Origin of the sequence: Halorubrum tebenquichense DSM 14210 (genome assembly GCF_000337415.1) — an archaeon.
Taxonomy (GTDB): domain Archaea; phylum Halobacteriota; class Halobacteria; order Halobacteriales; family Haloferacaceae; genus Halorubrum; species Halorubrum tebenquichense.
In genome coordinates this window covers 38,779-58,261 of record NZ_AOJD01000038.1, presented here as the reverse complement: position 1 = coordinate 58,261, position 19,483 = coordinate 38,779, and the positions used below count along the sequence as shown (strand labels likewise).

The following is a 19,483-nucleotide window of genomic DNA, read 5'->3' as shown; positions in this document are numbered from 1 at the left end:
GCCGATCGGTTATCAGTCCGATACCCTCCCCGCCGATCGCTTATCCCCGTGCGAACCGTCCCCACGATCGTATGGACCTCCGCTGTGAGGGGTGCGCCGGCTGCTGCGTCGACTGGCGACCGCTCGACCCGGCCGCCGCGGGCTCCGACCGCACCGGGCCGCGCCCCCCGCTCGACGACGTCTACGACCTCGCGCCGCTCACCCGCGACGAGGTGGCCGGCTTCGTCGACGACGGCCTCGCCGCCGCGCTGACTCCCCGGCTGTTCGAGCCGGTCGAGGGCGACGACAGCGTCCGGGTCGACGGCGTCGACCTCGCCGCGGTCGACGGCCGCCCCGTCTTCGTCGTCGGCCTCCGCAAGCCGCCGAAGCCGGTCGCGCCGGTCGGGACCGACGAGCCGCGCTGGCTCGACGCCTGCGTCTTCCTCGACCCGACGACGCTCCAGTGCCGGATCCACGGCGACGAGCGCTACCCGCGCACCTGCGCGACGTACCCCGGGCACAACCTCGAACTCGGCGCGGAGACGGAGTGCGAGCGCGTCGAGGCCGCCGGCGGCGGCGACCGGCTCCTGGACGACGACCCGCCCGAGGACCTCCCGGCACCCGCGTTCGGCCCGCAGGCGCTCGGCGCGACCGTGTTCGCCTACCCCGAGCCAGACGCCCTCGACGGGGTCGTCGCCCGCCTCCGCGACGGCGCGGCGACCGCCGACGACCGCGCCCGCTTCGCCGGTGCCGCTGCCGGCTCTCGCCCCGGATCGCTGTCGGTCGACCGCGACCGCATGGCCGACGCCCGGGAGCGCGCCCGCGAGACCGACTCGTGGGTCGGGACGGCGATCCGCGAGTGGACCGAACGGGCCGCCGGCGACGGCGACTCCGTCGCGCTCGACGCCGACGCGCTCGACCGACTGGTGCGCGACGTGGAGGACGACAGGGGCGCGCCCGGCACGCCGGGGTGGGACTGAAGCGGCGGCCGCGCGGACCCGGACCGACGCTCCGGCTCCTTTCGCGCGCACACGCGCGTGAGGCTTACCCGTGTAGGGCCCCTCACTTCCGTTATGACCGAACGAGACACCGACGAGCCGGTCGAGTACGCGCGCGAAGACGTCTCCGTCCTCGTCGTCGGCGCTGGCGCGGCGGGCGCACGCGCGGCCATCGAACTGGCCGAGCGCGGCGTCGACGACGTGCTCGTGCTCGGCAAGCGCGGGCACGGCGACGCGCACACGACGTGGGCGCGCGGGGGGATCAACGGCGCGCTCGGCACGCGCGACCCCGAGGACTCGCCGGCGATCCACGCCGCCGACACGCTCAACGAGGGCCACCACGTCAACGACCCGGCCAAGGTCGAGACGGTGACGGAACAGATGCCGGCGCGCCTCCGCGAACTCGACGAGTGGGGCATGGAGTACTCTCGGACCGACGACGGCGAGATCGACCAGCGCTACTTCGGAGCCCAGTCGTTCCGCCGGACCGCCTTCGCCGGCGACCACACCGGCGAGTCGCTGCTGAACGCGCTCGTCGACCGCGCACAGTCCCTGTCTGTCCCATACCGGGAGAACGTGATGGTAACGAAACTGGTCTCCGACGGCGGCGCGGTCCGCGGTGCCGTCGGCTTCGACATGGACGACGGCGAGTTCGTGCTGTTCAACGCCGGCACGGTCGTCCTCGCCGCCGGCGGCCACGCCGCAATCTACAACCGGCACACCTCCCGCGACGACGAGAACAACGGCGACGGGGCGGCGCTGGCGTACGACGCCGGCGCGTCCCTGATGGACATGGAGTTCATGCAGTTCCACCCGACCGGGATGGCCGTCGACGAGAGCGATCCCGAGTGGGAGCCGTGGAGCGGCCGCCTCGTGACCGAGGCGGTCCGCGGCGAGGGGGGCCGACTGTTCAACGCGGCGGGCGAGCGGTTCATGGAGCGCTACTCGCCGGACCAGATGGAACTCGACGCGCGCGACGTGGTCGCCCGGGCGATCGCCCGCGAGGTCGCCGAGGGGCGCGGCACCGAGAACGGCGGCGTCTACCTCGACATCTCTCACCGCGACGCCGACTTCGTCCGGGAGCGGCTCCCGCGGATGTACGAGCGCTTCCAGGACCTCGGCGTGGACATGGCCGAGGAGGCGGTCGAGGTGGCCCCGACCTCCCACTACGGGATGGGCGGGGTCGCGGTCGACGACCACGGGGAGACCGACGTGGACGGGCTCTTCGCCATCGGCGAGACGATGGCCGGGGTCCACGGCGCGAACCGGCTCGGCGGGAACTCGCTGGCCGAGACCGTCGCGTACGGCGTCGTCGCCGGCGAGCGGATCGCCGACCGCGCGGACGGGCCGGGGACCGTCCCGGACGACCTCCGCGAGTCGGTCGTCGAACCGCACCTCCGCGACCTCCGCGCGATGGCGAACCGCGACGGCGAACACGACGTGGACGCGGTGCTCGCTGACCTGCGCGAGCTGATGTGGGACCACGCCGGCATCCTCCGCGACGAGGCGTCGCTCCGAGAGGGCCTCGACCGCCTCGCCGACGTGCGCGAGCGCGCCGCCGACTTACGCGTCGGCCCGGTCACCAGCGAGTCGTTCGAGTTCGCGGTCGACCTCGGCTTCATGATCGTCGCCGCCGAGGCGGTGCTCCGCGGCGCGCTCGAACGCGAGGAGTCCCGCGGCGCTCACTACCGCACCGACTTCCCCGACCTCGACGCCGACTGGCGGCGAAACGTCCACTTCGAGGCGGCCGACGTGGGCGGGATGCGGCTCCGGACCGAACCGGTCGACGAGCCGAGCGAGGCGGTCAAGGCCGCGCTCGACGAGGGCCACGAACTGGATTACCACCAGCTGGAGTGACCGCGAGTCCGCCTCCGCTCACCCGCCCCGCTTCCGGTACCAGACGCGCTCGCCGACCGACGACTCCCCGTCCGCGATCGGGAGCCGACCCACGAACAGGTCCCTGACGGCGAACGTGATCAGCAGCTCGACGGACCCCCCGCCGGCTCCGGTTTCGCCGCCTTCCGGCTCCGCTGTCGACCCCCCCGCTTCGACCGGTCGGACCGTCACGACGCAGTGGCCGTCCCGCTCGCGGATCGACTCGATCACGCCGACCGACCACCGATCGACGTGATGCGACGGCTCCTTCGCGTGGACGCGGTCGTGGTTCACGACGGCTTCCGGCCCCCGAACCGGTCAGTCACGCTCCGTCGCCCCCGACTCGCCGCACCGCGAGCGCGCCCTCGCAGACGCACTCGCCCTCGCACTTCGGGCACTCCGACGCCGGTCGGTCGATCGGGTCGCGGTGGACCGTCTCGTACCCGTGCCCGTCGAACAGCTGCTCCGGCGAGTCGTCGCCCCCGTGGTACCACGAGTCCGCGACGAACAGGTCGACGCCGCGCTCGGCTCCGACCGTGTGGAGCCGTTGGAGCAGCCGACTCCCGATCCCGCGGCCGGTCGCCGACTCGGCGACGTACCCCATCTCGAGGTGGCCGTACAGCTCCGCGGCGGGCAAGAGGCCGGGGTCGTCGAAGAAGTACATCTCGTCGGCGACGGCGGCGGGGTCGGCGAACTCGCGGAGCGCCATGACGCCGAGGATCGAACCCTCGGAGTCGGCCTCGGCGCTATCGGCCTCGGCACTGTCGGCCTCGACCGCGACCAGCACGCGGTACGTCGGGTCGTCGAGCCCGAGGTCGACGCCGTAGGAGCTCCCCTCGCTGAAGTGCGACGTGATGAGTTCCTCCAGCGGCTCGGCGTCGCCGGGGCGGGGCTCTCGGATCGCGATCTCGTCCATCCACCGGAGCGAGGGGTTCCCGGAGCAAGAGCGATGCGGTGTCGGAACCGCGATTGATTCGACCCCTCGTCAGGCTCCGACGCCGGGACGCCAGACGCCCTGCCGCCGGTCGAGCCACGCGACGACGACGACGTGGGGCAGGGTCAACGCGGCGATGGCGACCAGCGACACGGCCAGCAGGTCGCCGGGCGCGGCCACGCCCGCCGGCACGCTCGCGCCCACCGCGCCGACCACGAGGAACCCGCCGAGCGTGAGCGGTGCCGCGTCGCGGCCGAAGCGGGCGAGCGCTCCGACGGCGTCGCCGGCAGACGCGGCGCTCGCGGCCTCGGGGTCGACGAGGACGAGCCGTCCGACGTGCCGGAGCGCGTGCCACAGCGCGAAGTACACCCCGATCGCGAACACGGGTGCCGCGAGCAGGAACCACGCCCACAGCACCGCCAGCTCGCCGACGTCGCGCCGCCACCCGGCGGGGTCGCGTCTCCCCCCGCCGTCGTTGCTGCCGCCGCCGCCACCGCTCCGGACTCGGCGGTACCCCAGTCCGACCGACGCCAGCGTCGCAGTCGCCATCCCCGCACCGACCGCGGCCCGGACCGCGGGGGTAAAGAGTGGGTCGACCGCGGTCGCGGCCGCGCCCGCGTCGACGAGGAACAGCCCGACGGTCCACTCGGCCACCAGCCGGTACTCCTCGGGGTGTGCGAGCAGCGGGACGCCCATCGGGAGACCGCCGCGGACGACGAGCGCCAGCCACCGCTCCGCCGACGTGGGCAGGTGGTCGACGCCGGCGATGGAGAGCGTCGCCACGTCGCCCTGCCCCCAGTGGAGCCACGTGAGCGCGATGAAGCCGACGAACGCCGCGACCGGCGCGAGGAAGAACGCGGCGACCACCGCCCCGCCGAGGACCGCGTAGACGACGGAGACGGCCGCGATCGACCGCCGCAGCGACACGTCCGGCGCGGCTCGGAGCGGGACGAGGTGGTCGACCGCGCCGTGGGCCATCCCGACGACGAGCGTGCCGAGCGCGAACGTCGCGACGCCGACCTCGACCGGAAACAGGGGGGTCACGGCACCGATCGGGAGGAGCGCGGCCAGCGCCAGCGCGGGGCGTCGCGCGAACCACCGGTCGACCCGTTCCTCCGCCGACTGCGCGGTCGACCCGCGCCCCCCCGGCGAGGCGGGGCGCGATTCGGTCGACTCCGTCGCGGCGGCCTCAGTCATCGACCACGTCGGGGTCCGGGTCGGCGGCCGGTTCCGGGCCGGGCACGTCTGGCTCGGCCGCTCTCGACGGGACCGACTCCGCAACGCTCCCGCGGCGGTCGTTCCAGTCGAGGACCCACTCGAACAGCACCAGCCCGTTGACCGTCATCACCCCGGCGGCGGCGAAGAACAGCATCTCTTCGACCGGGAGACCCAACACGGCGACGCCGGTGGTGTACTCGGCGGAGATTTTCCACGTCCCCATCGCGATCGCGATCCGGTCGGCGACCCAGAAGTAGGCGGCCGGGATCAGCGTCGCGGCGAGCCACATCCGCGGCGTGCGGACGAGGTAGCCGCCGCCGACCGCCCACTGGAGCGCGACCACCGGACCGACCCACGCGATCAGGCCGCCGAGGTAGAGGTACGAGGGGTCGAGCGTCGTCAGCCAGAGCCCGCCGCCGACCATCGCGACCCCGGCGACGACGCCGGCGGCCCGCGGTTTCCGGTCGAAGTCGCCCTCGCGGAACGTCGGGTCGAACCCGATCAGGTGGAGCGCGAACGCGGTGACGACGGTTTGGATGGTGAAGAACAGGTATTCGCCGAGGGGGATCGACAGCGCCCGGACGAGCACCGCGCCGTCGGCGTACCACCACGCGCCCTGCCGGATCATGTAGCTGATCCACGGGGTCGTGTAGAAGTACGCGATGGCGACGAGGATCGCGATCCCGACCGTCGCCCGCCGCTGGCGGACGGCCTCGTACCGCGGCGCGAGGTACCACAGCAGCGCCAGCACGGGGAGGCTGAAGACGAGGTGGAACTGGAGGTACGTCAGCGTCGGCAGCATCGGGTCACCCCGGCGAGGACGCTCATGCGATCACGTTCGGCTCGTCGTTGATTAAGGCTTGATCCAAACATGGTCAGGTATCGGCCGGGGTCAGTTCACTCCGCCGCGAGCACGCCGTGCGCCTCCAGTACCTTCCCGAGACGGTACATGGAGGCGACGACGGCGTCGCAGACGGGCCGCACCGCGGACTTGGGGACGAAGCCGACGGCGAGGCCCGCGACCTCCAGCATCGGCAGGTCGTTCGCGCCGTCGCCGACCGCCACCGTGTCGGCCATCGGGACGCCGACCTCGGCCGCTAGATCCGCGAGCGCGTCGTCTTTCGTCCCCTCGATGAGCGGCCCCTCGGCCGCCCCGGTGAGCGCGCCGTTCGCTCCGGTCGGCAGGCGGTTCGCGACGATCGTGTCGACCGCGACCCCCTCCCGCTCCAGCGCCGCCTCGACCCCGCGTTCGAACCCGCCGGTCAACACCGCGACGTGGTGTCCCTCGCCGCGCAGGCGTTCGATGAGCCGCGCCGCGCCGGGTCGGATCCGGACCGCGTCGAAGGCGTCCGCGACGTCTTCCTCCGGGAGGCCCTCCAGTAGCTCCGCGCGCCGGTAGAGGCTCTCGGCGTAGCTCATCTCGTCGTTCATCGCCCGCTCGGTGATCTCGGCGACCTCGTCGGTGACGCCCGCCCGCTCGGCGAGCAGCACCGTCATCTCGGAGTCGGAGAGCGTCCCGTCGAAGTCGAACGCGATGAGACTCATGGCTCCCGTTCGTCCCGGCGGGACCTTGAAGCGCGCGGTCGCGGGGTCACTCGCCGTCCGCGTCGGCGAGGAACTCCACGTCGCCGGCGACGACCGCGCTGGCGATGACCCCGACGCCGACGAGGGTGGCGACCCCGAGGGTGGTCAGGGTCACCGATATCACGGACCCGCCGACCGCGACGCCGACGAACGCCCCGACCGCCCCGCCGACGCCGCCGGCGATCACCGCCAGCGTCTGTGCCTCTCGCATAGGTGTCGCTTCAGCAACACGGCTTATAAGCGTTCGTGCCGGGTTCTCTCCGGTGATAACGCCGTCGGCCGTGCGAGCGGTCCGGCGGCGGGTTCAGCGCGGGTACCGCCGGCCGAGGTCGACGCTGTCGTCGGCCGAACCGTCCGAATTCCTTTCCTCGTCGTCGGCCGCGTCGTCCGAACCCTCCTCGTCGCCGCCCGGACTCACGCTCCCCGTCCGGTAGCCGGCCATGTCGAGCGTGACGTACTCGAAGCCGAGGTCGGTGAGGTGTTCGTGGACGGCGTCGGCGAACGCCGGGTCGAGCGCGCGCTCCAGTTCCTCCGGCGCGATCTCGACGCGCGCCAGCCCGTCGTGGTCGCGCACGCGGAACCCCTCGAAGCCCCACTCGCGGAGCACCCGCTCGGCCTTCTCGACGCGGCTCAGCCGCTCCTCGGTCACCTCCAGTCCGGTCGGGATCCGCGAGGAGAGACACGCCATCGAGGGTTTGTCGGCCACGGAGAGGTCGTATGCGTCGGCGACCGCGCGCACCTCCTCCTTCGATACGCCGGCATCGAGCAGCGGCGAGAACACGTCGAGCTCCTCGACGGCGCGGAGACCGGGGCGGTGGCCTTCGCCGGGGTCGTCCGCGTTCGTCCCGTCGCAGACCGTGTCGATCCCGAGGTCCTTCGCCGTCTCGTACATCTTGCCGAGTCGCATCGTCCGGCAGTGGTAACAGCGGTCGCCGTCGTTGGCGACGAAGTTCGGGTCGTCCAGCTCGGAGAAGGTCACGGTCTCGTGGGGGATGCCGATCTCGTCGGCGACCCGCTCCGCGTCCGCCAGCTCCGCGGCCGGGAGCGTCTCGCTGCGGGCGGTACACGCCACGGCGTCGTCGCCGAGCGCGTCCGCCGCCAGCGCCGCGACCACCGCGGAGTCGACCCCGCCCGAGAACGCGACGAGGACCCCGTCGCGCTCGCCGATCGCGTCGCGGGCGGTCGCCGCCTTCGCCGCCGTCTCGGGCGCGAGCGACCCGTCGCCGACGGGCCGCGCGTTCTGACTCATGGCCGGCGTTGGCGGCGAGCGCGAAAAAGCCCGTCGCACGCGGATCCGGTCGCGGAAGCGTCGCCCGCCGACGAAACGCTTTGTTCCGAGTGGCCCCTTCGAAACGACACCGACACCATGAGTGACGACCATCTCTCCCGCACCCGAACCGGCGGTATCGTGCGCTCGACCGACCGACTCCTCGCCCGCCCGCCGACCGGGCCCCGACTGCGCCCCCTCCGTCGGGCGCTCCGGCCGCGGGCCCGGCTCCGCCGGCTCCGCGACCGCCTCGCGTCGTCGCCGCGGCGGTTCCCGGCGAGCGACCCCCCGCGCCCCGCGGTCGGCGCGACCGGCTGACGCCCCCGACGGCGCTCCGCTCCGGTCCGAGGGACCCGCGGGGACTCGACGCGCGGGATCGACCCGCACGCTTTAGACCGTTGCCGCGATACCGGCGAGTGGATGGAGTTGGAGGCGATCCCCGGCGTCGGGACCAAGACGGCCGCGGCGCTTCGCGAACTGGACGACCCGGCCGCGACCGTCGAGTCCGGCGACGTGGCCGCCATCGCCCGCGCCCCGGGCGTCAACGAGGCCCGCGCGGCCCGCATCGCCCGCGGGGCGATCCGCCGCCGCCACGACGACGAGGGGCGCGTGCTGGCGACCGACCGCGCCCGCGAGCTGTACCGGGAGGCGATCGACCTGCTCCGCGAGCGCACCGTCACCGACTACGCCGCGAAGCGGCTGGAGACGTTCTACCCGAGTGCGTCCGCCTCGCGGATCGCGGAGGCGCAGTCGTTCGCGGCGGCCGCCGCCGAACGCGACCCGGATCCCGCCGTCCGCGAGGCGCTCACGGACTGCGCGCCCCTCTCCGACCCCCCGACCGTCCGCGTCCGCGACCGCTGCCTCGCGACCGCCGACGCCGAGACGCTCGCGCGCGCCGAGGCGGCCGTCCCCGAGCTCTCCGTCGAGACCGTCGAGGACGCCCGCGACATTTCCGAGCTCGGCCGGTCGTACGCCTCCGTGATCGTCTTGGACGAGTCGTTCGCGGGCCTCGACGTCGAGGGCGACGTGGTCGTCCGCCCGGACGCACTCGAAACCCCCGCGGAGACGGTCCCCGAGCGGCTGCTGACCTTCTTCGCGGAGAACCGCGAGCGGCTGGAGGCGGCCGCGGCGGTCCACGAGGCGGCCGGGACCGCGGCCGACGCGCCGGTCGACCTCGACCGACTGCGCGACGCGCTCTCGCGGCTCGACGACGACGGCACGATCGCCGGCGACGCGGAGCTGGACCGCCTGACGGCCGCCGTCGACGACCTCGACGCCGCGGTGTCGACGGCGGCCTCGGTCGCCGACGACCGCCTGCGCGAGGCGATCCGCGAGCGCGACGTCACCATCGAGGGGACGGACTTCCTCTCCCTCGTCGAGCAGGGGGCGCGCGTCGACTCCCTTTTAGACCGCGAGCTCGCCGACGAGTACGACGAGGCGGTCGACGCCGCCCGCGACCACCTCGCCGACGCGCTCCGCTTGGAGCCGGAGGAGGCGGAGCTGGCCGAGCGCGTCTTCGGCGGCGACCCCTCGTTCCCCGTCGACCACGACGAGAGCGCGGTCTCCCGGCTCCGCACCGAACTCTCGGCGGCCCGAGACCGCCGCGCCGCGAAGCTGAAGGCCGACCTCGCGAGCGACCTCGGCGACCTCCGCGAGCCGGTCGAGACCCTGGTGCGCGACGCCTTAGAACTCGACGTGGAGCTCGCGATATCGCGGTTCGCCCGCGACTTCGACTGCGTGCTGCCCGAGGTCGTCGACCCGGACGCCGAGGGGGACGCCGCCGCCGAGGGCGACGCCGACGCCGGCGACGGCGCGAAGGGCTTCCGAATCGAGGGCGGCCGCTCCCCGCTGCTCGACGTCGACTTCGCCGACGCCGAGCCGGTCGACTACGCCGTCTCGGGCGCGACGCTCCTGTCGGGGGTCAACTCCGGCGGGAAGACCTCGACGCTCGACCTGGTCGCGCTCGTCGTCGTGCTCGCGCAGATGGGGCTGCCCGTCCCCGCCGAGTCGGCCACGGTCGAGCGCTTCGAGGAGATCCACTACTACGCGAAGTCGCAGGGGACCCTCGACGCGGGCGCGTTCGAGGCCACGCTCCGCGACTTCGGCGACCTCGTCGACGGCGCGGACGGCCGCCTCGTCCTCGTCGACGAACTGGAGTCGATCACCGAGCCGGGGGCCTCCGCGAAGATCATCGCGGGCATCCTCGAGGCGCTCGACGACCAGCACGCGACCGCGGTGTTCGTCTCGCACCTCGCCCGCGAGATCAGAGACGCCGCCGACTTCGAGGTCGCGGTCGACGGCATCGAGGCGGCGGGGCTCGCCGACGGCGAACTCCGGGTGAACCGCTCGCCGAAGAAGGGCCACCTCGCGCGGTCGACGCCGGAGCTGATCGTCGAGAAGCTCGCGGACGACCGCGGCGGCGAGTTCTACGGCGACCTGTTGGAGAAGTTCTGAGACCTCGCACGTCCGCCCTCGATAGAGGGACACCGCCGGTACGTTCATATTCCGTCCGCCGATATCGCGTCGCATGCCCGCAGTGTCCCCGTTCGGCGTCCTCCTCTTCGCGGCTCAGGTCGGCGTCGGCGTTCAGGCGTCCCGCTCGCTCACCGCCCGCGACCGCGCTCGCCGCGCCGCGGTCGGCCTCGCCGTCGCGACGCTCGGCGCACTGGTCCTGTTCCGTTTCGGCGTCGTCGCGACCGTCGCCGTCGATCTCGCCGTGCTCGTCGCGTCGGTCACCGTCGCCGACCGGGGTGGCCGACGCTCGGTCGCAGGTCGGTGACCGCCGGGCGGCACCCCCCGAGTCGTCGGTCTCGCCGGATCGCTCGGGCGTTCACGTCTCGTCCGGTTCGCCTGGCCAGACGAGCCGCCACTCGCCGCCGTCGGTCGCGACGAGCCACCGGAGTTCCAACTCGCCGTCGTCGGCCTCCACGGTCACGGAGACGAGGGCGTTCTCCGCGGCGATCGACTCGGTACCGTCGGCGGTGAGCGACGCGGCGAGGAACCCGGAGACGCTTCGAATCCGGTCGGGAGAGAGGTCCTCGGCGATCACCACGGATTCGACGAACCGCTGCCGCACCGTCCCGTCGAACGCCATGGGTGCGTCACCGGCGAGCTCCGACAGCGGGGAGGCGGAGTGAGCGAGGTCGCGCACGTCGTCGGCGAACGCCTCGGCGTCCTCGGCGTCGCTCGCTCGCCGGTAGTACGCCTCGACGACCGCAACCGGACCGTCCGATTCGATACGTGCGATGGAGGGACTCCCGACCGCGAGCGCGAGGGCCGCCGCACCGCCCGCGGACAGGAACGATCGCCGCTCCATGATCACTCGTGAAGAAAAGCCATAATAAAAACGTTTTCCGAATGTGCGCCATAGACGGCCGGAGCGCGGCGATCTGGTCGCCTTCAGTCGTCGTCGGCCACCGCGGGCTTCCGGCGGTCGTCGCGGGGGCCTTCGAGGTCGACATCGGGGAGCATGTCCCGGAGGTAGCGCCCCGTGTGCGAGTCGTCATCGCGGGCGACCGCCTCGGGCGTGCCGCTGGCGACGAGCTCGCCGCCGCCGTCGCCGCCCTCGGGACCGAGGTCGATCACGTGGTCGGCGTTCTTCACCAAGTCGAGTTCGTGCTCGATGACGACCACGGTGTTGCCCGCGTCGACGAGGCGGTGGAGCACGTCGATCAGCTTGCGCTCGTCGGCCTTGTGGAGGCCCGTCGTCGGCTCGTCGAGCAGGTACAGCGTGTCGCCGGTCGCGCGCTTGCCCAGCTCCTCGGCGAGCTTCACCCGCTGGGCCTCGCCGCCGGAGAGCGTGGTGGAGGGCTGGCCGAGTTCCATGTAGCCCAGCCCGACGTCCTTCAGCAGCTTCAGGCGTCGTTCGAGGCCGCGGTGGCTCTCGAAGAAGTCGTACGCCTCCGCGACGCTCATGTCGAGCACGTCGGCGATGGTCGCCCCCTTGTACTCGACGTCGAGCGTCTCGTCGTTGTAGCGCGCGCCGCCGCACTCCTCGCAGGGGACGTACACGTCCGAGAGGAAGTTCATCTCGATCTTGACGGTCCCCTGCCCGCCGCACTCCTCGCAGCGGCCGCCCTTCACATTAAAGGAGAAGCGCCCCTTCTCGTAGCCGCGGCGCTTCGAGAGCTTCGTCTCCGCGAACAGCTCCCGGACGTGGTCGAACACGTCGGTGTACGTCGCGGGGTTCGAGCGCGGCGTCCGCCCGATGGGCGACTGGTCGATGAGCCGCACCGTCTCGATCCCCTCCAGCCCCTCGATCGCGTCGTGCTCGCCGGGGTCGACCGAGGTGTTGTCGTTCATCTCGCGGGCGAGCCCCTTGTAGAGGATGTCGTTGACGAGCGTCGACTTCCCGGAGCCGGAGACGCCGGTGACGGTCGTCAGCGTGCCGAGCGGGATCGGCACGTCGAGGTCGTCGAGGTTGTGCTGGCGGGCCCCCCGCACCACGAGTTCGCCCTCGGCCTCGCGGCGCTCGTCGGGCACCGGGATCGCCTCCCGGCCCGCGAGGTAGTCGGCCGTCACCGACTCGTCGGCCTCGACCACCTCGTCGAAGGTGCCCTGCGCGACGATCTCGCCGCCGCGCTTGCCCGGTCCCGGCCCCATGTCGATGATCTCGTCTGCGCGGCGCATCGTCTCCTCGTCGTGCTCGACGACGAGGAGGGTGTTACCGAGGTCGCGGAGCCCTTCGAGGGTGTTCAGGAGCCGGTCGTTGTCGCGCTGGTGGAGCCCGATGGAGGGCTCGTCTAAGACGTACAGCACGCCGACCAGCCCGGAACCGACCTGCGTGGCGAGCCGGATGCGCTGGCTCTCGCCGCCGGAGAGCGTCGAGGCCTCGCGGTCGAGCGTGAGGTACTCCAGGCCGACCTCCTCCATGAAGCCGAGCCGCGCGCGGATCTCCTTTAAGATCTCCTCGGCGATGGTGGTCTCGCGCTCGTTCAGGTCGGACTCCATCCCCTCGAAGTGCTCGCGGGCGTCGGCGATCGACAGCTCGTTCACCTCCGTGATCGACGTGCCCGCGACGAGGACGTGCCGCGACTGCTCCTTGAGGCGAGTCCCGTCGCACTCGGGGCAGGTCGTCACGGCCATGTACTCCTCGATGTGGTCGCGGGCGCGCTCGGAGTCGGTCTCGACGTGGCGGCGCTCCAAGTTGGGGATGACGCCCTCGAACCGCTCCGTCTTCTCGCGCGTGCCGTTCTTCGTGGTCCACTCGAAGTGGACGAGGTCGTCGGTGCCGTAGAGGAACTGCCGCCGAATCTCCTCGTCTAACTCCTCGAACGGCGTGTCGAGGTCGACCCCGAAGTGGTCGGCGACGTTGTCGAGCTGCCGCGAGTAGTAGGTGCGGTCGTAACTCCATGGCTCGAACACGTGCTTGAGCGGCTTCGACGGGTCCTCGACCACGAGGTCCTCGTCGACCTCCTTCGTCGAGCCGATCCCCTCGCACTCGGGACAGGCCCCGTACGGGCTGTTGAAGGAGAAGGAGCGCGTCTCGATCGCGGAGAACTGGACGTCGGAGTTGGGGTTGCCCAGCTCCTCGGAGAACTCCACGACGAGCCGGTCGTCGCTCTCGGCGTCGGCCGCGAGCGAGCCCGTCGAGCGCGCGTTCGACGCGAACGGCACGTCCTCGGGCGGGTCGGGAACGATCAGCTTGAGGGAACCGTCGGCCTCCTCCAGCGCGGTCTCGACGGAGTCCGTGATCCGCGAGCGGGCGTCCGGCGAGACTTTGACCCGGTCGACGATCACGTCTATCGTGTGGTCGTAGTTCTCGTCTAACTCGGGGTCGTCGAGGGTCAGGTCGACGGACTCGCCGTCGACTTCGACGCGGCTGTACCCGTCGCCCACCAGCTCCTCGAACAGCTCCTCGAAGGCCCCCTTCTGGTCGCGGACGACCGGGGCGGCGACCTTCGCGCGGGTCTCCTCCGGCAGTTCGAGGATCTGGTTCACCATGTCCTGTGCGGACTGCTCGCCGACCTCCTCGCCGGTGACCGGGTCGTACTGGGTGCCGATCCGGGCGTACAGGAGGCGGAGGTAATCGTGGAGTTCGGTGACGGTGCCGACCGTCGACCGGGGGTTGTTCGCGGCGTTCTTCTGGTCGATCGAGATCGCCGGCGAGAGCCCCTCGACGGACTCGACCTGCGGTTTGTCTATCTGCCCGAGGAAGTTCCGGGCGTACGCGGACAGCGACTCGATGTAGCGGCGCTGTCCCTCGGCGTAGACGGTGTCGAACGCGAGCGACGACTTCCCCGACCCGGACAGCCCGGTGACGACGGTGAACTCCTCGCGCGGGATCCGGACGTCGAGGTCCTTGAGGTTGTGTTCCTCAGCGCCGCGGACCTCGATGTAGTCCTTGCTCATTTCTATCCCTCCGTTGCGGGCGCGCGCGGGAATACCCGTCGGTCGCAGGGGTGGCGTCGAGGGAGGACTCCCGGCGTCGGGCGGCTCAGCGCCCGACGAACTCCGCCGGCGGCGAGAGGTTCCGCCGCCCCCCGAAGGTGACGAGGAAGAGGGCCCCGACGCCGACGCCGTACGCGGCCATCAGCGGGACCGTCGCGAGGAACATCGTGACCACGTCGGAGGGGGTGAACACCGTCGCGATCAGCATGGTCGCGATCGTCGCCTCGCGCCAGCGCTCGCGGAACACGCGGTACGGGACGCCCGCCTTGTTCATGAGCACCATCGCGATCGGGATGTCGGCGAGGAAGCCGATCCCGACCGTGGTGTAGATGACGAGCCAGAGGAAGTCGCTCACCTGATAGGTGATGATCATGTCGGCGAGGCGCGCGTCGGTGACGAGCCAGCCGATGAGCCCCGGCGCGATGTACGCGTAGCCGAGCGCGAAGCCGCCGACCATTCCGGCACCGAGCGCCCCGGCCCACAGGTACACCTGGTACACCCGCCCGGCGACGAAGCCGCGCTCGCGGAGCGCGGGCCACGCGTAGTAGAGGACGAGCGGGAACGCCGCGAAGATCCCGATCACCACCGAGAACTTCACCATGAAGATCAGCGCCTCGACCGGGTGGAGCGTGATGATGTTGATCCCGCCCTCGACCTCCGCGGGCACGCGTCGTTCGAGGTCGCCCCGGACCGTGCCGAGCCCCCCGAGGTACAGCCACATGAACGCCGCCGCCATCACCGCGCCGAAGACGGCGACGATCCGGAACGACCCCGAGCGCAGCGAGTCGAGGATGAACTTGAGGTCCGTGTAGTAGCCGCCGATGTCGTCCTCGGCCGCCTCCCCGTCGCCGTCAGTGAACTCGGCGAGGAACGTCGACCCCGCACGGGACCCGCGGTTCCGCACCGACCCGATCAGCCCGTCGTCGCCTCCGCCCCCGTCGCCGCCGGCGCTCGCGTCGCCGTCGGCCGAACCGCCGTCCCCGTCGCCGTCGGCCGAACCGCCGTCCTCGCCGCCCTCGTGTACCTCGTCGAACCGGTCTAAGATCGCCTGCGCCTTCTCCGGCTCGTCGTCCTCCATCGCGGCCTGCGCGAGCGCGAGCGACTCCGCTTCCTCCATCTCCGAGAAGGCGTCGGCGGGGGCCGCCCGCACGCCCGCCGCGTCGAGTTCGCCCACGTCGATCGCGGTCGGGTCGCCGTACCGGTAGCCCGCGCTCGTGGTGTCGAGGTCGGTGTACACGGCCCACAGCGTCGCGACCACGGCGAACGCCAGCGCCCACGCGGCGGCGTAGACCCCGAGCGCCGTCGCGGGGTCGACCCCGAGCCCCGCGCCGGGTTCGAGGAACCGCCAGGTGCTGTCGACGAGCGGGTGCCGCAGGACGGCGTTGACCGCCGCGCGACCGCCGTACTCGTAGAATCCGTACACGAGCGCGCCGCCGAGGAGGGTCACGCCCCCGACGACGTTCCAGTGGTTCCGCACGGCCCCCGGCACGTCGATCTGTTCGGAGCTGCGCTTGGCCGTGACGACGAGCTTCGCGAGGTAGAGGCTGAACCCGTACAGCGCCGTCAGCGGGAACGCCCACAGCAGTTGCGTGAACGGGTCGGGGGGCGAGAAGAACGCGCCGAAGACGAAGATCGCGAGGACCGCGTAGCGCCACTTGTCGCGGAACGTCTCGTACTGGACGATCTCGGCGTACGACAGCCCGGTGACCAGCAGGGGCATCTGCCCCGCGAGCCCGAAGGACAGCGAGAGGAAGACGATGAACTCCGTCCACATCACGATCCCGTAGGTGGGCTGGATGTCGGCCTCCAGCCCGAACTCCGCGAGGAAGCCGAACATCAGCGGGAAGAACGCGAGGACGCCGTAGGCGACGCCGGCGGCGAACAGCCCGGCACCGAGCAGCGCGATCCCCGCGAGCTTCCAGCGCGCGACGGGTGACCGCGGCCACATGCCCCGGGCGCGGAGTTCGTCGCGGGTGACGTAGATCAGCGGCGGGATCGCGGTTATCGCGCCCATGATAAGCCCGATCTTCGCCTGGAGGAGGATCACCTCGAACGGCGTCGTCGCGATGATGTCCGCCTCCGCGGCGACCGCGGGGCTCATGTTCGACTCCGTCACCGCCTTGAGCCAGTCCCAGATGTAGACGCGCAGCGCCCAGAACGACAGCAGGAATCCGAGCAGGAAGACGACGAACACCTTCTGGAGGTCCTTCTGGATCGACCGAAGGAACGCCTTCGCCGTCTCGCGGCCCTCCGCGATCGACCGCTGGGTGTCATCGTCGAGGGCGCTCGCCATACGGAGGCCGAAGGCCGTGGCCGTTATCAACCTTTTCGACCGCGGGCAGTTTCGCACGCGAGCCCCCGCGCCATCCGCGAGCGGCCCGGTCGGGGAGACCGTCGGTCCGGTGCGTAGCTCTCGCCGGTCCGGTCAGTGACCCCCGCCGGTCCGGCCACGGGGCCCCGATCGCCCCCTCGCGGCGTCGCTATCCGAAAAGGTTGATAACGGCCCGGTCGCGTAGGGCAACTGAATGGACGACTCGGATCGGTCGCGCGACGACGACTCGGCGGGTGCCGGCGATCCGGCCGCCGACGAGGCCGACGCCGACGCGGGATCCGAGCCGGCCGACGCCGAGACCGTCGAGTCGGAGGTGACGCCCGAGGTCTCCGCCGAGATCGGGCCCGACGCGGGCGAGGAGAGCGCCGGCGACGCGGGCGAGAAGACGACCACCGGCGCGGAGGCCGACGACGCCGACGAGGAGACGACCGCCGACGACGAGAGCGCCGAGAGCCTCGGCGACGGCGGCACGCCCGCGGCGTCGCCGAACGCGGCCCCAGCCACCGCCGGCGAGGACGAGCCCTTCGAGGGCATCGAGGGGCCGGAGACGGACGAGGAGATGCCGCTTGCGGCCCACATCGAGGAGATGATGCGCCGGCTCGCGGTCGTCTTCCTCGTCGGCGGGCTGGCGACGCTCGTCGTCGTCACCGAGTCGACGGAGCTCATCAACTACTTCTGGAGCTACCACATCCCGGCCCCGCTGGAGAACCGGCCGCGGCTGTACGGGCCGCTGGAGCTCCCGCTCACCCGGCTGAAGGTGGCCGGCCTCGCGGGCGTGGTGGTCGGGCTTCCGGCGTTCGTCTACGAGACGTACCGGTTCATGCGCCCCGGGCTCTACCAGCAGGAGCGGCGCTACTACCTCGCGGCGGTGCCGACGAGCCTGGTCCTCGGCGGGGTCGGCATCGTGTTCGCGCACTTCATCGTGCTGCCCACGATCTTCTCGTATTTCACCACCTACACCTCCGACGCGGCGACCATCGCCTTCGGGCTCGCGGAGACGTTCAACCTGATCGTCGTGATGCTCGCGTTCATGGCGATCGTGTTCCAGATCCCGCTTTTCATCATGCTCGCCATCATGATGAACCTCGTCACGCGGCGGTGGCTGGAGTCGAAGCGGCTGATATTCTGGGGGTCGTTCCTCGGGATCGCCTTCCTCTTTAGCCCGGATCCGACCGGAATGGCCCCGATCATCGTGACGCTCACGATGATCGCCCTCTTCGAGGGGACGCTCGCGATGCTGCGCTGGACCGGCAACTAGATCCGGTCGTTTGTTTATAAGTGATCGCTGGCGGATGGCCGGTGATCTCCGCCGAAGCCTCAGTCGCTCGCTACGACTCGGTTTCTGCTTATAAATCAACCATCGGCACGAACGCCACCGAAGCCCCAGCCGCTCGGCTGGACGTTATCACTTATAAACACTCAACCAACATGGGTGCCTCCGAAGCCCCAGCCGCTCGGCTGGACGTTATCACTTATAAACACTCAACCAACATGGGTGCCTCCGAAGCCCCAGCCGCGAGGCGGACGGACGCTCGCTGCGCTCCTCGTCGCTCACTTCGTTCGCTCCTGCGGTGCTTGCGTCGCCTCCGTCCGCCTCGCGACTGCCCCTTCGAGTCCCGCCCCTGACCGCTCCGCACAGCGCCTCACGCCTCCCCAGCCTCGCCGCTCGCTGCGCTCGCGGCGTCCCTCGCGCGTGCTGACTCGCGGCCTGTCGGCCGCTCGCAGGCACGCGCCACCGCAACCGTATGTTTATAAATGAGCCAACACGGCCGCCAATGACGCGGCACGTATTTGTTTCCGGATCGGGAAAGTCGGAACATGGTCCTCACGCTGCTCGTTCCGGCGGCGGTCGCGTTCGTGATCGGTGCGCTCGCGGCGTACGTGGGTGCCCTCCGCGCGCTACAGGTGTACTTCGACCCGAATCAGGACAGCGTCTTCCTCGTCGACGACCGCGACCAGCCGGAGGGTCGCTGACGACGGATCGTTCGCTCTCGCCGGTCGGCTACTCGCCGCCGAGCAGTTCGACGAGCAGCGCGTTCTGCGCGTGCATCCGGTTCTCCGCCTGGTCCCAGACGAGGGCGCGGTCGGATTCGAGCACGCCGTCGGTTATCTCCTCGCCGCGGTGCGCGGGCAGGCAGTGCATCACCGTCGCGTCCGTGCCGGCGAGCAGGTCGGCGTTCACCTGGAACCCGTCGAAGGCGGCGAGCTTCTCGTCGCGCTCGTCCTCCTGGCCCATCGAGATCCACACGTCGGTGTAGACGACGTCCGCGCCGTCGACCACCGCCTCGGGGTCGTTCGTGGGGGTCACGTCCGCGCCGAACGCCGCGGCGCGGTCGAAGACGTCCGGATCCATCCCGTAGTCGGCGGGCGTGGCGACCCGCACGTCGATCCCGGCCATCGCCGCGCCGACGACGAACGACTGCCCGACGTTGTTGCCGTCGCCGACCCACGCCACCGTCGCGTCTTCGCCGACCGTCTCCCGGATCGTGAGGAGGTCCGCGAGCGTCTGACAGGGGTGCGCCTCGTCGGTGAGCCCGTTGATCACGGGGCAGTCGGCGTACTCGGCGAGGGTCTCGACGTCCTCGTGGTCGAACAGCCTCGCCATCACGCCGTCGACGTAACGGCCGAGGACGCGCGCCGTGTCCTTCAGCGGCTCGCCGTGACCCAGCTGGATGTCGTCGGGGCCGAGGAACATCGCGTGACCGCCCAGTCGGGTCATGCCCGTCTCGAAGGAGACGCGGGTGCGCGTCGAGGGCTTCTCGAAGATCATCCCGAGCGTCGCGTCTCCGAGTCGCGGGTCGGTCTCGCCCGCCTTCATCGCGGCGGCGCGGTCGAGCAGGGCGTCCAGTTCGGCGGGCGTCACGTCGTCGATGTCGAGGAAGTCGTCGGTGGCGAGTGGCATGATG

At 71.4% G+C, this 19,483-nt stretch carries 18 protein-coding genes; 7 read left to right on the top strand and 11 right to left on the bottom strand.

The features are described from left to right. Positions 1 to 71: 71 nt before the first annotated feature. Entirely contained in the window at positions 72 to 959 is an 888-nt protein-coding gene (locus C472_RS06885; RefSeq protein ID WP_006629093.1) for a YkgJ family cysteine cluster protein, read from the top strand. Positions 960 to 1,052: 93 nt separating this feature from the next. Next, a complete protein-coding gene (locus C472_RS06880) occupies positions 1,053 to 2,834 on the top strand; it encodes an L-aspartate oxidase (protein ID WP_006629092.1) in 1,782 nt (593 codons plus the stop codon). Between the two features lie 18 nt (positions 2,835 to 2,852). Here C472_RS06880 and C472_RS06875 read toward each other — a convergent pair whose 3' ends face one another. From C472_RS06875 to larE, 7 genes are all read right to left on the bottom strand, one after another. After that, positions 2,853 to 3,146 (bottom strand): DUF7861 family protein, encoded by a 294-nt coding sequence (locus C472_RS06875; protein WP_006629091.1) that lies wholly within the window; start codon positions 3,144 to 3,146, stop codon positions 2,853 to 2,855. A 28-nt stretch (positions 3,147 to 3,174) separates the two neighbouring features. Beyond that, entirely contained in the window at positions 3,175 to 3,768 is a 594-nt protein-coding gene (locus C472_RS06870) for a GNAT family N-acetyltransferase (protein WP_006629090.1), read from the bottom strand. Positions 3,769 to 3,837: 69 nt separating this feature from the next. Further along, a complete protein-coding gene (locus C472_RS06865) occupies positions 3,838 to 4,983 on the bottom strand; it encodes a Brp/Blh family beta-carotene 15,15'-dioxygenase (RefSeq protein WP_006629089.1) in 1,146 nt (381 codons plus the stop codon). Next, complete coding sequence (locus tag C472_RS06860; RefSeq protein WP_006629088.1) at positions 4,976 to 5,806, bottom strand: lycopene cyclase domain-containing protein; 831 nt, start codon at positions 5,804 to 5,806, stop codon at positions 4,976 to 4,978. Before C472_RS06860 ends, C472_RS06865 begins: the two co-directional genes overlap by 8 nt. 95 nt (positions 5,807 to 5,901) lie before the next feature. Further along, on the bottom strand, positions 5,902 to 6,549 hold the full coding sequence (serB, locus tag C472_RS06855) for a phosphoserine phosphatase SerB (protein ID WP_006629087.1): 648 nt from the start codon (positions 6,547 to 6,549) through the stop codon (positions 5,902 to 5,904). A gap of 46 nt (positions 6,550 to 6,595) precedes the next feature. Next, on the bottom strand, positions 6,596 to 6,799 hold the full coding sequence (locus C472_RS06850; RefSeq protein ID WP_006629086.1) for a hypothetical protein: 204 nt from the start codon (positions 6,797 to 6,799) through the stop codon (positions 6,596 to 6,598). A 93-nt stretch (positions 6,800 to 6,892) separates the two neighbouring features. Continuing rightward, complete coding sequence (larE, locus tag C472_RS06845) at positions 6,893 to 7,837, bottom strand: ATP-dependent sacrificial sulfur transferase LarE (protein WP_006629085.1); 945 nt, start codon at positions 7,835 to 7,837, stop codon at positions 6,893 to 6,895. A 117-nt stretch (positions 7,838 to 7,954) separates the two neighbouring features. Here larE and C472_RS06840 point away from each other — a divergent pair, with 117 nt between their 5' ends. The 3 genes from C472_RS06840 (at position 7,955) to C472_RS06830 (ending at position 10,634) form a co-directional block, all read left to right on the top strand. Beyond that, on the top strand, positions 7,955 to 8,173 hold the full coding sequence (locus C472_RS06840) for a hypothetical protein (RefSeq protein ID WP_006629084.1): 219 nt from the start codon (positions 7,955 to 7,957) through the stop codon (positions 8,171 to 8,173). 102 nt (positions 8,174 to 8,275) lie between these two features. Further along, positions 8,276 to 10,309 (top strand): MutS-related protein, encoded by a 2,034-nt coding sequence (locus C472_RS06835; protein WP_006629083.1) that lies wholly within the window; start codon positions 8,276 to 8,278, stop codon positions 10,307 to 10,309. A gap of 73 nt (positions 10,310 to 10,382) precedes the next feature. Then, on the top strand, positions 10,383 to 10,634 hold the full coding sequence (locus C472_RS06830) for a hypothetical protein (protein WP_006629082.1): 252 nt from the start codon (positions 10,383 to 10,385) through the stop codon (positions 10,632 to 10,634). 51 nt (positions 10,635 to 10,685) lie between these two features. On the opposite strand, the gene C472_RS06825 is transcribed toward C472_RS06830, so the two are convergent. The 3 genes from C472_RS06825 to tatC form a co-directional block, all read right to left on the bottom strand. After that, the gene (locus C472_RS06825) at positions 10,686 to 11,171 is read right to left on the bottom strand and encodes a twin-arginine translocation signal domain-containing protein (protein ID WP_006629081.1); all 486 of its coding nucleotides are present in this window, start codon (positions 11,169 to 11,171) and stop codon (positions 10,686 to 10,688) included. Positions 11,172 to 11,254: 83 nt separating this feature from the next. Then, positions 11,255 to 14,206, bottom strand: coding sequence for an excinuclease ABC subunit UvrA (gene uvrA, locus C472_RS06820; protein WP_006629080.1), 2,952 nt, complete (start codon positions 14,204 to 14,206; stop codon positions 11,255 to 11,257). Between the two features lie 85 nt (positions 14,207 to 14,291). Further along, positions 14,292 to 16,538, bottom strand: a complete 2,247-nt coding sequence (gene tatC, locus C472_RS06815; protein WP_006629079.1) for a twin-arginine translocase subunit TatC — start codon at positions 16,536 to 16,538, stop codon at positions 14,292 to 14,294. A 232-nt stretch (positions 16,539 to 16,770) separates the two neighbouring features. Between tatC and C472_RS06810 the strand changes: the two genes are divergently transcribed. Further along, positions 16,771 to 17,835 carry a twin-arginine translocase subunit TatC gene (locus C472_RS06810; RefSeq protein ID WP_006629078.1) on the top strand — a complete coding sequence of 355 codons (1,065 nt, stop codon included), beginning with the start codon at positions 16,771 to 16,773 and terminating at the stop codon, positions 17,833 to 17,835. Positions 17,836 to 18,395: 560 nt separating this feature from the next. Next, on the top strand, positions 18,396 to 18,551 hold the full coding sequence (locus tag C472_RS17480; RefSeq protein ID WP_006629077.1) for a hypothetical protein: 156 nt from the start codon (positions 18,396 to 18,398) through the stop codon (positions 18,549 to 18,551). Between the two features lie 28 nt (positions 18,552 to 18,579). Here C472_RS17480 and argF read toward each other — a convergent pair whose 3' ends face one another. Beyond that, entirely contained in the window at positions 18,580 to 19,479 is a 900-nt protein-coding gene (gene argF, locus C472_RS06805; protein WP_006629076.1) for an ornithine carbamoyltransferase, read from the bottom strand. Positions 19,480 to 19,483 lie beyond the last annotated feature (4 nt).

Bases quoted from the DNA above. Each gene is read 5' to 3' on its own strand.
- C472_RS06885 (WP_006629093.1), top strand. From the start codon at position 72: ATGGACCTCCGCTGTGAGGGGTGCGCCGGCTGCTGCGTCGACTGGCGA.
- C472_RS06880 (WP_006629092.1), top strand. From the start codon at position 1,053: ATGACCGAACGAGACACCGACGAGCCGGTCGAGTACGCGCGCGAAGAC.
- C472_RS06870 (WP_006629090.1), bottom strand. From the start codon at position 3,768: ATGGACGAGATCGCGATCCGAGAGCCCCGCCCCGGCGACGCCGAGCCG.
- C472_RS06865 (WP_006629089.1), bottom strand. From the start codon at position 4,983: ATGACTGAGGCCGCCGCGACGGAGTCGACCGAATCGCGCCCCGCCTCG.
- C472_RS06860 (WP_006629088.1), bottom strand. From the start codon at position 5,806: ATGCTGCCGACGCTGACGTACCTCCAGTTCCACCTCGTCTTCAGCCTC.
- serB (WP_006629087.1), bottom strand. From the start codon at position 6,549: ATGAGTCTCATCGCGTTCGACTTCGACGGGACGCTCTCCGACTCCGAG.
- C472_RS06850 (WP_006629086.1), bottom strand. From the start codon at position 6,799: ATGCGAGAGGCACAGACGCTGGCGGTGATCGCCGGCGGCGTCGGCGGG.
- larE (WP_006629085.1), bottom strand. From the start codon at position 7,837: ATGAGTCAGAACGCGCGGCCCGTCGGCGACGGGTCGCTCGCGCCCGAG.
- C472_RS06840 (WP_006629084.1), top strand. From the start codon at position 7,955: ATGAGTGACGACCATCTCTCCCGCACCCGAACCGGCGGTATCGTGCGC.
- C472_RS06835 (WP_006629083.1), top strand. From the start codon at position 8,276: ATGGAGTTGGAGGCGATCCCCGGCGTCGGGACCAAGACGGCCGCGGCG.
- C472_RS06830 (WP_006629082.1), top strand. From the start codon at position 10,383: ATGCCCGCAGTGTCCCCGTTCGGCGTCCTCCTCTTCGCGGCTCAGGTC.
- C472_RS06825 (WP_006629081.1), bottom strand. From the start codon at position 11,171: ATGGAGCGGCGATCGTTCCTGTCCGCGGGCGGTGCGGCGGCCCTCGCG.
- uvrA (WP_006629080.1), bottom strand. From the start codon at position 14,206: ATGAGCAAGGACTACATCGAGGTCCGCGGCGCTGAGGAACACAACCTC.
- tatC (WP_006629079.1), bottom strand. From the start codon at position 16,538: ATGGCGAGCGCCCTCGACGATGACACCCAGCGGTCGATCGCGGAGGGC.
- C472_RS06810 (WP_006629078.1), top strand. From the start codon at position 16,771: ATGGACGACTCGGATCGGTCGCGCGACGACGACTCGGCGGGTGCCGGC.
- C472_RS17480 (WP_006629077.1), top strand. From the start codon at position 18,396: ATGGTCCTCACGCTGCTCGTTCCGGCGGCGGTCGCGTTCGTGATCGGT.
- argF (WP_006629076.1), bottom strand. From the start codon at position 19,479: ATGCCACTCGCCACCGACGACTTCCTCGACATCGACGACGTGACGCCC.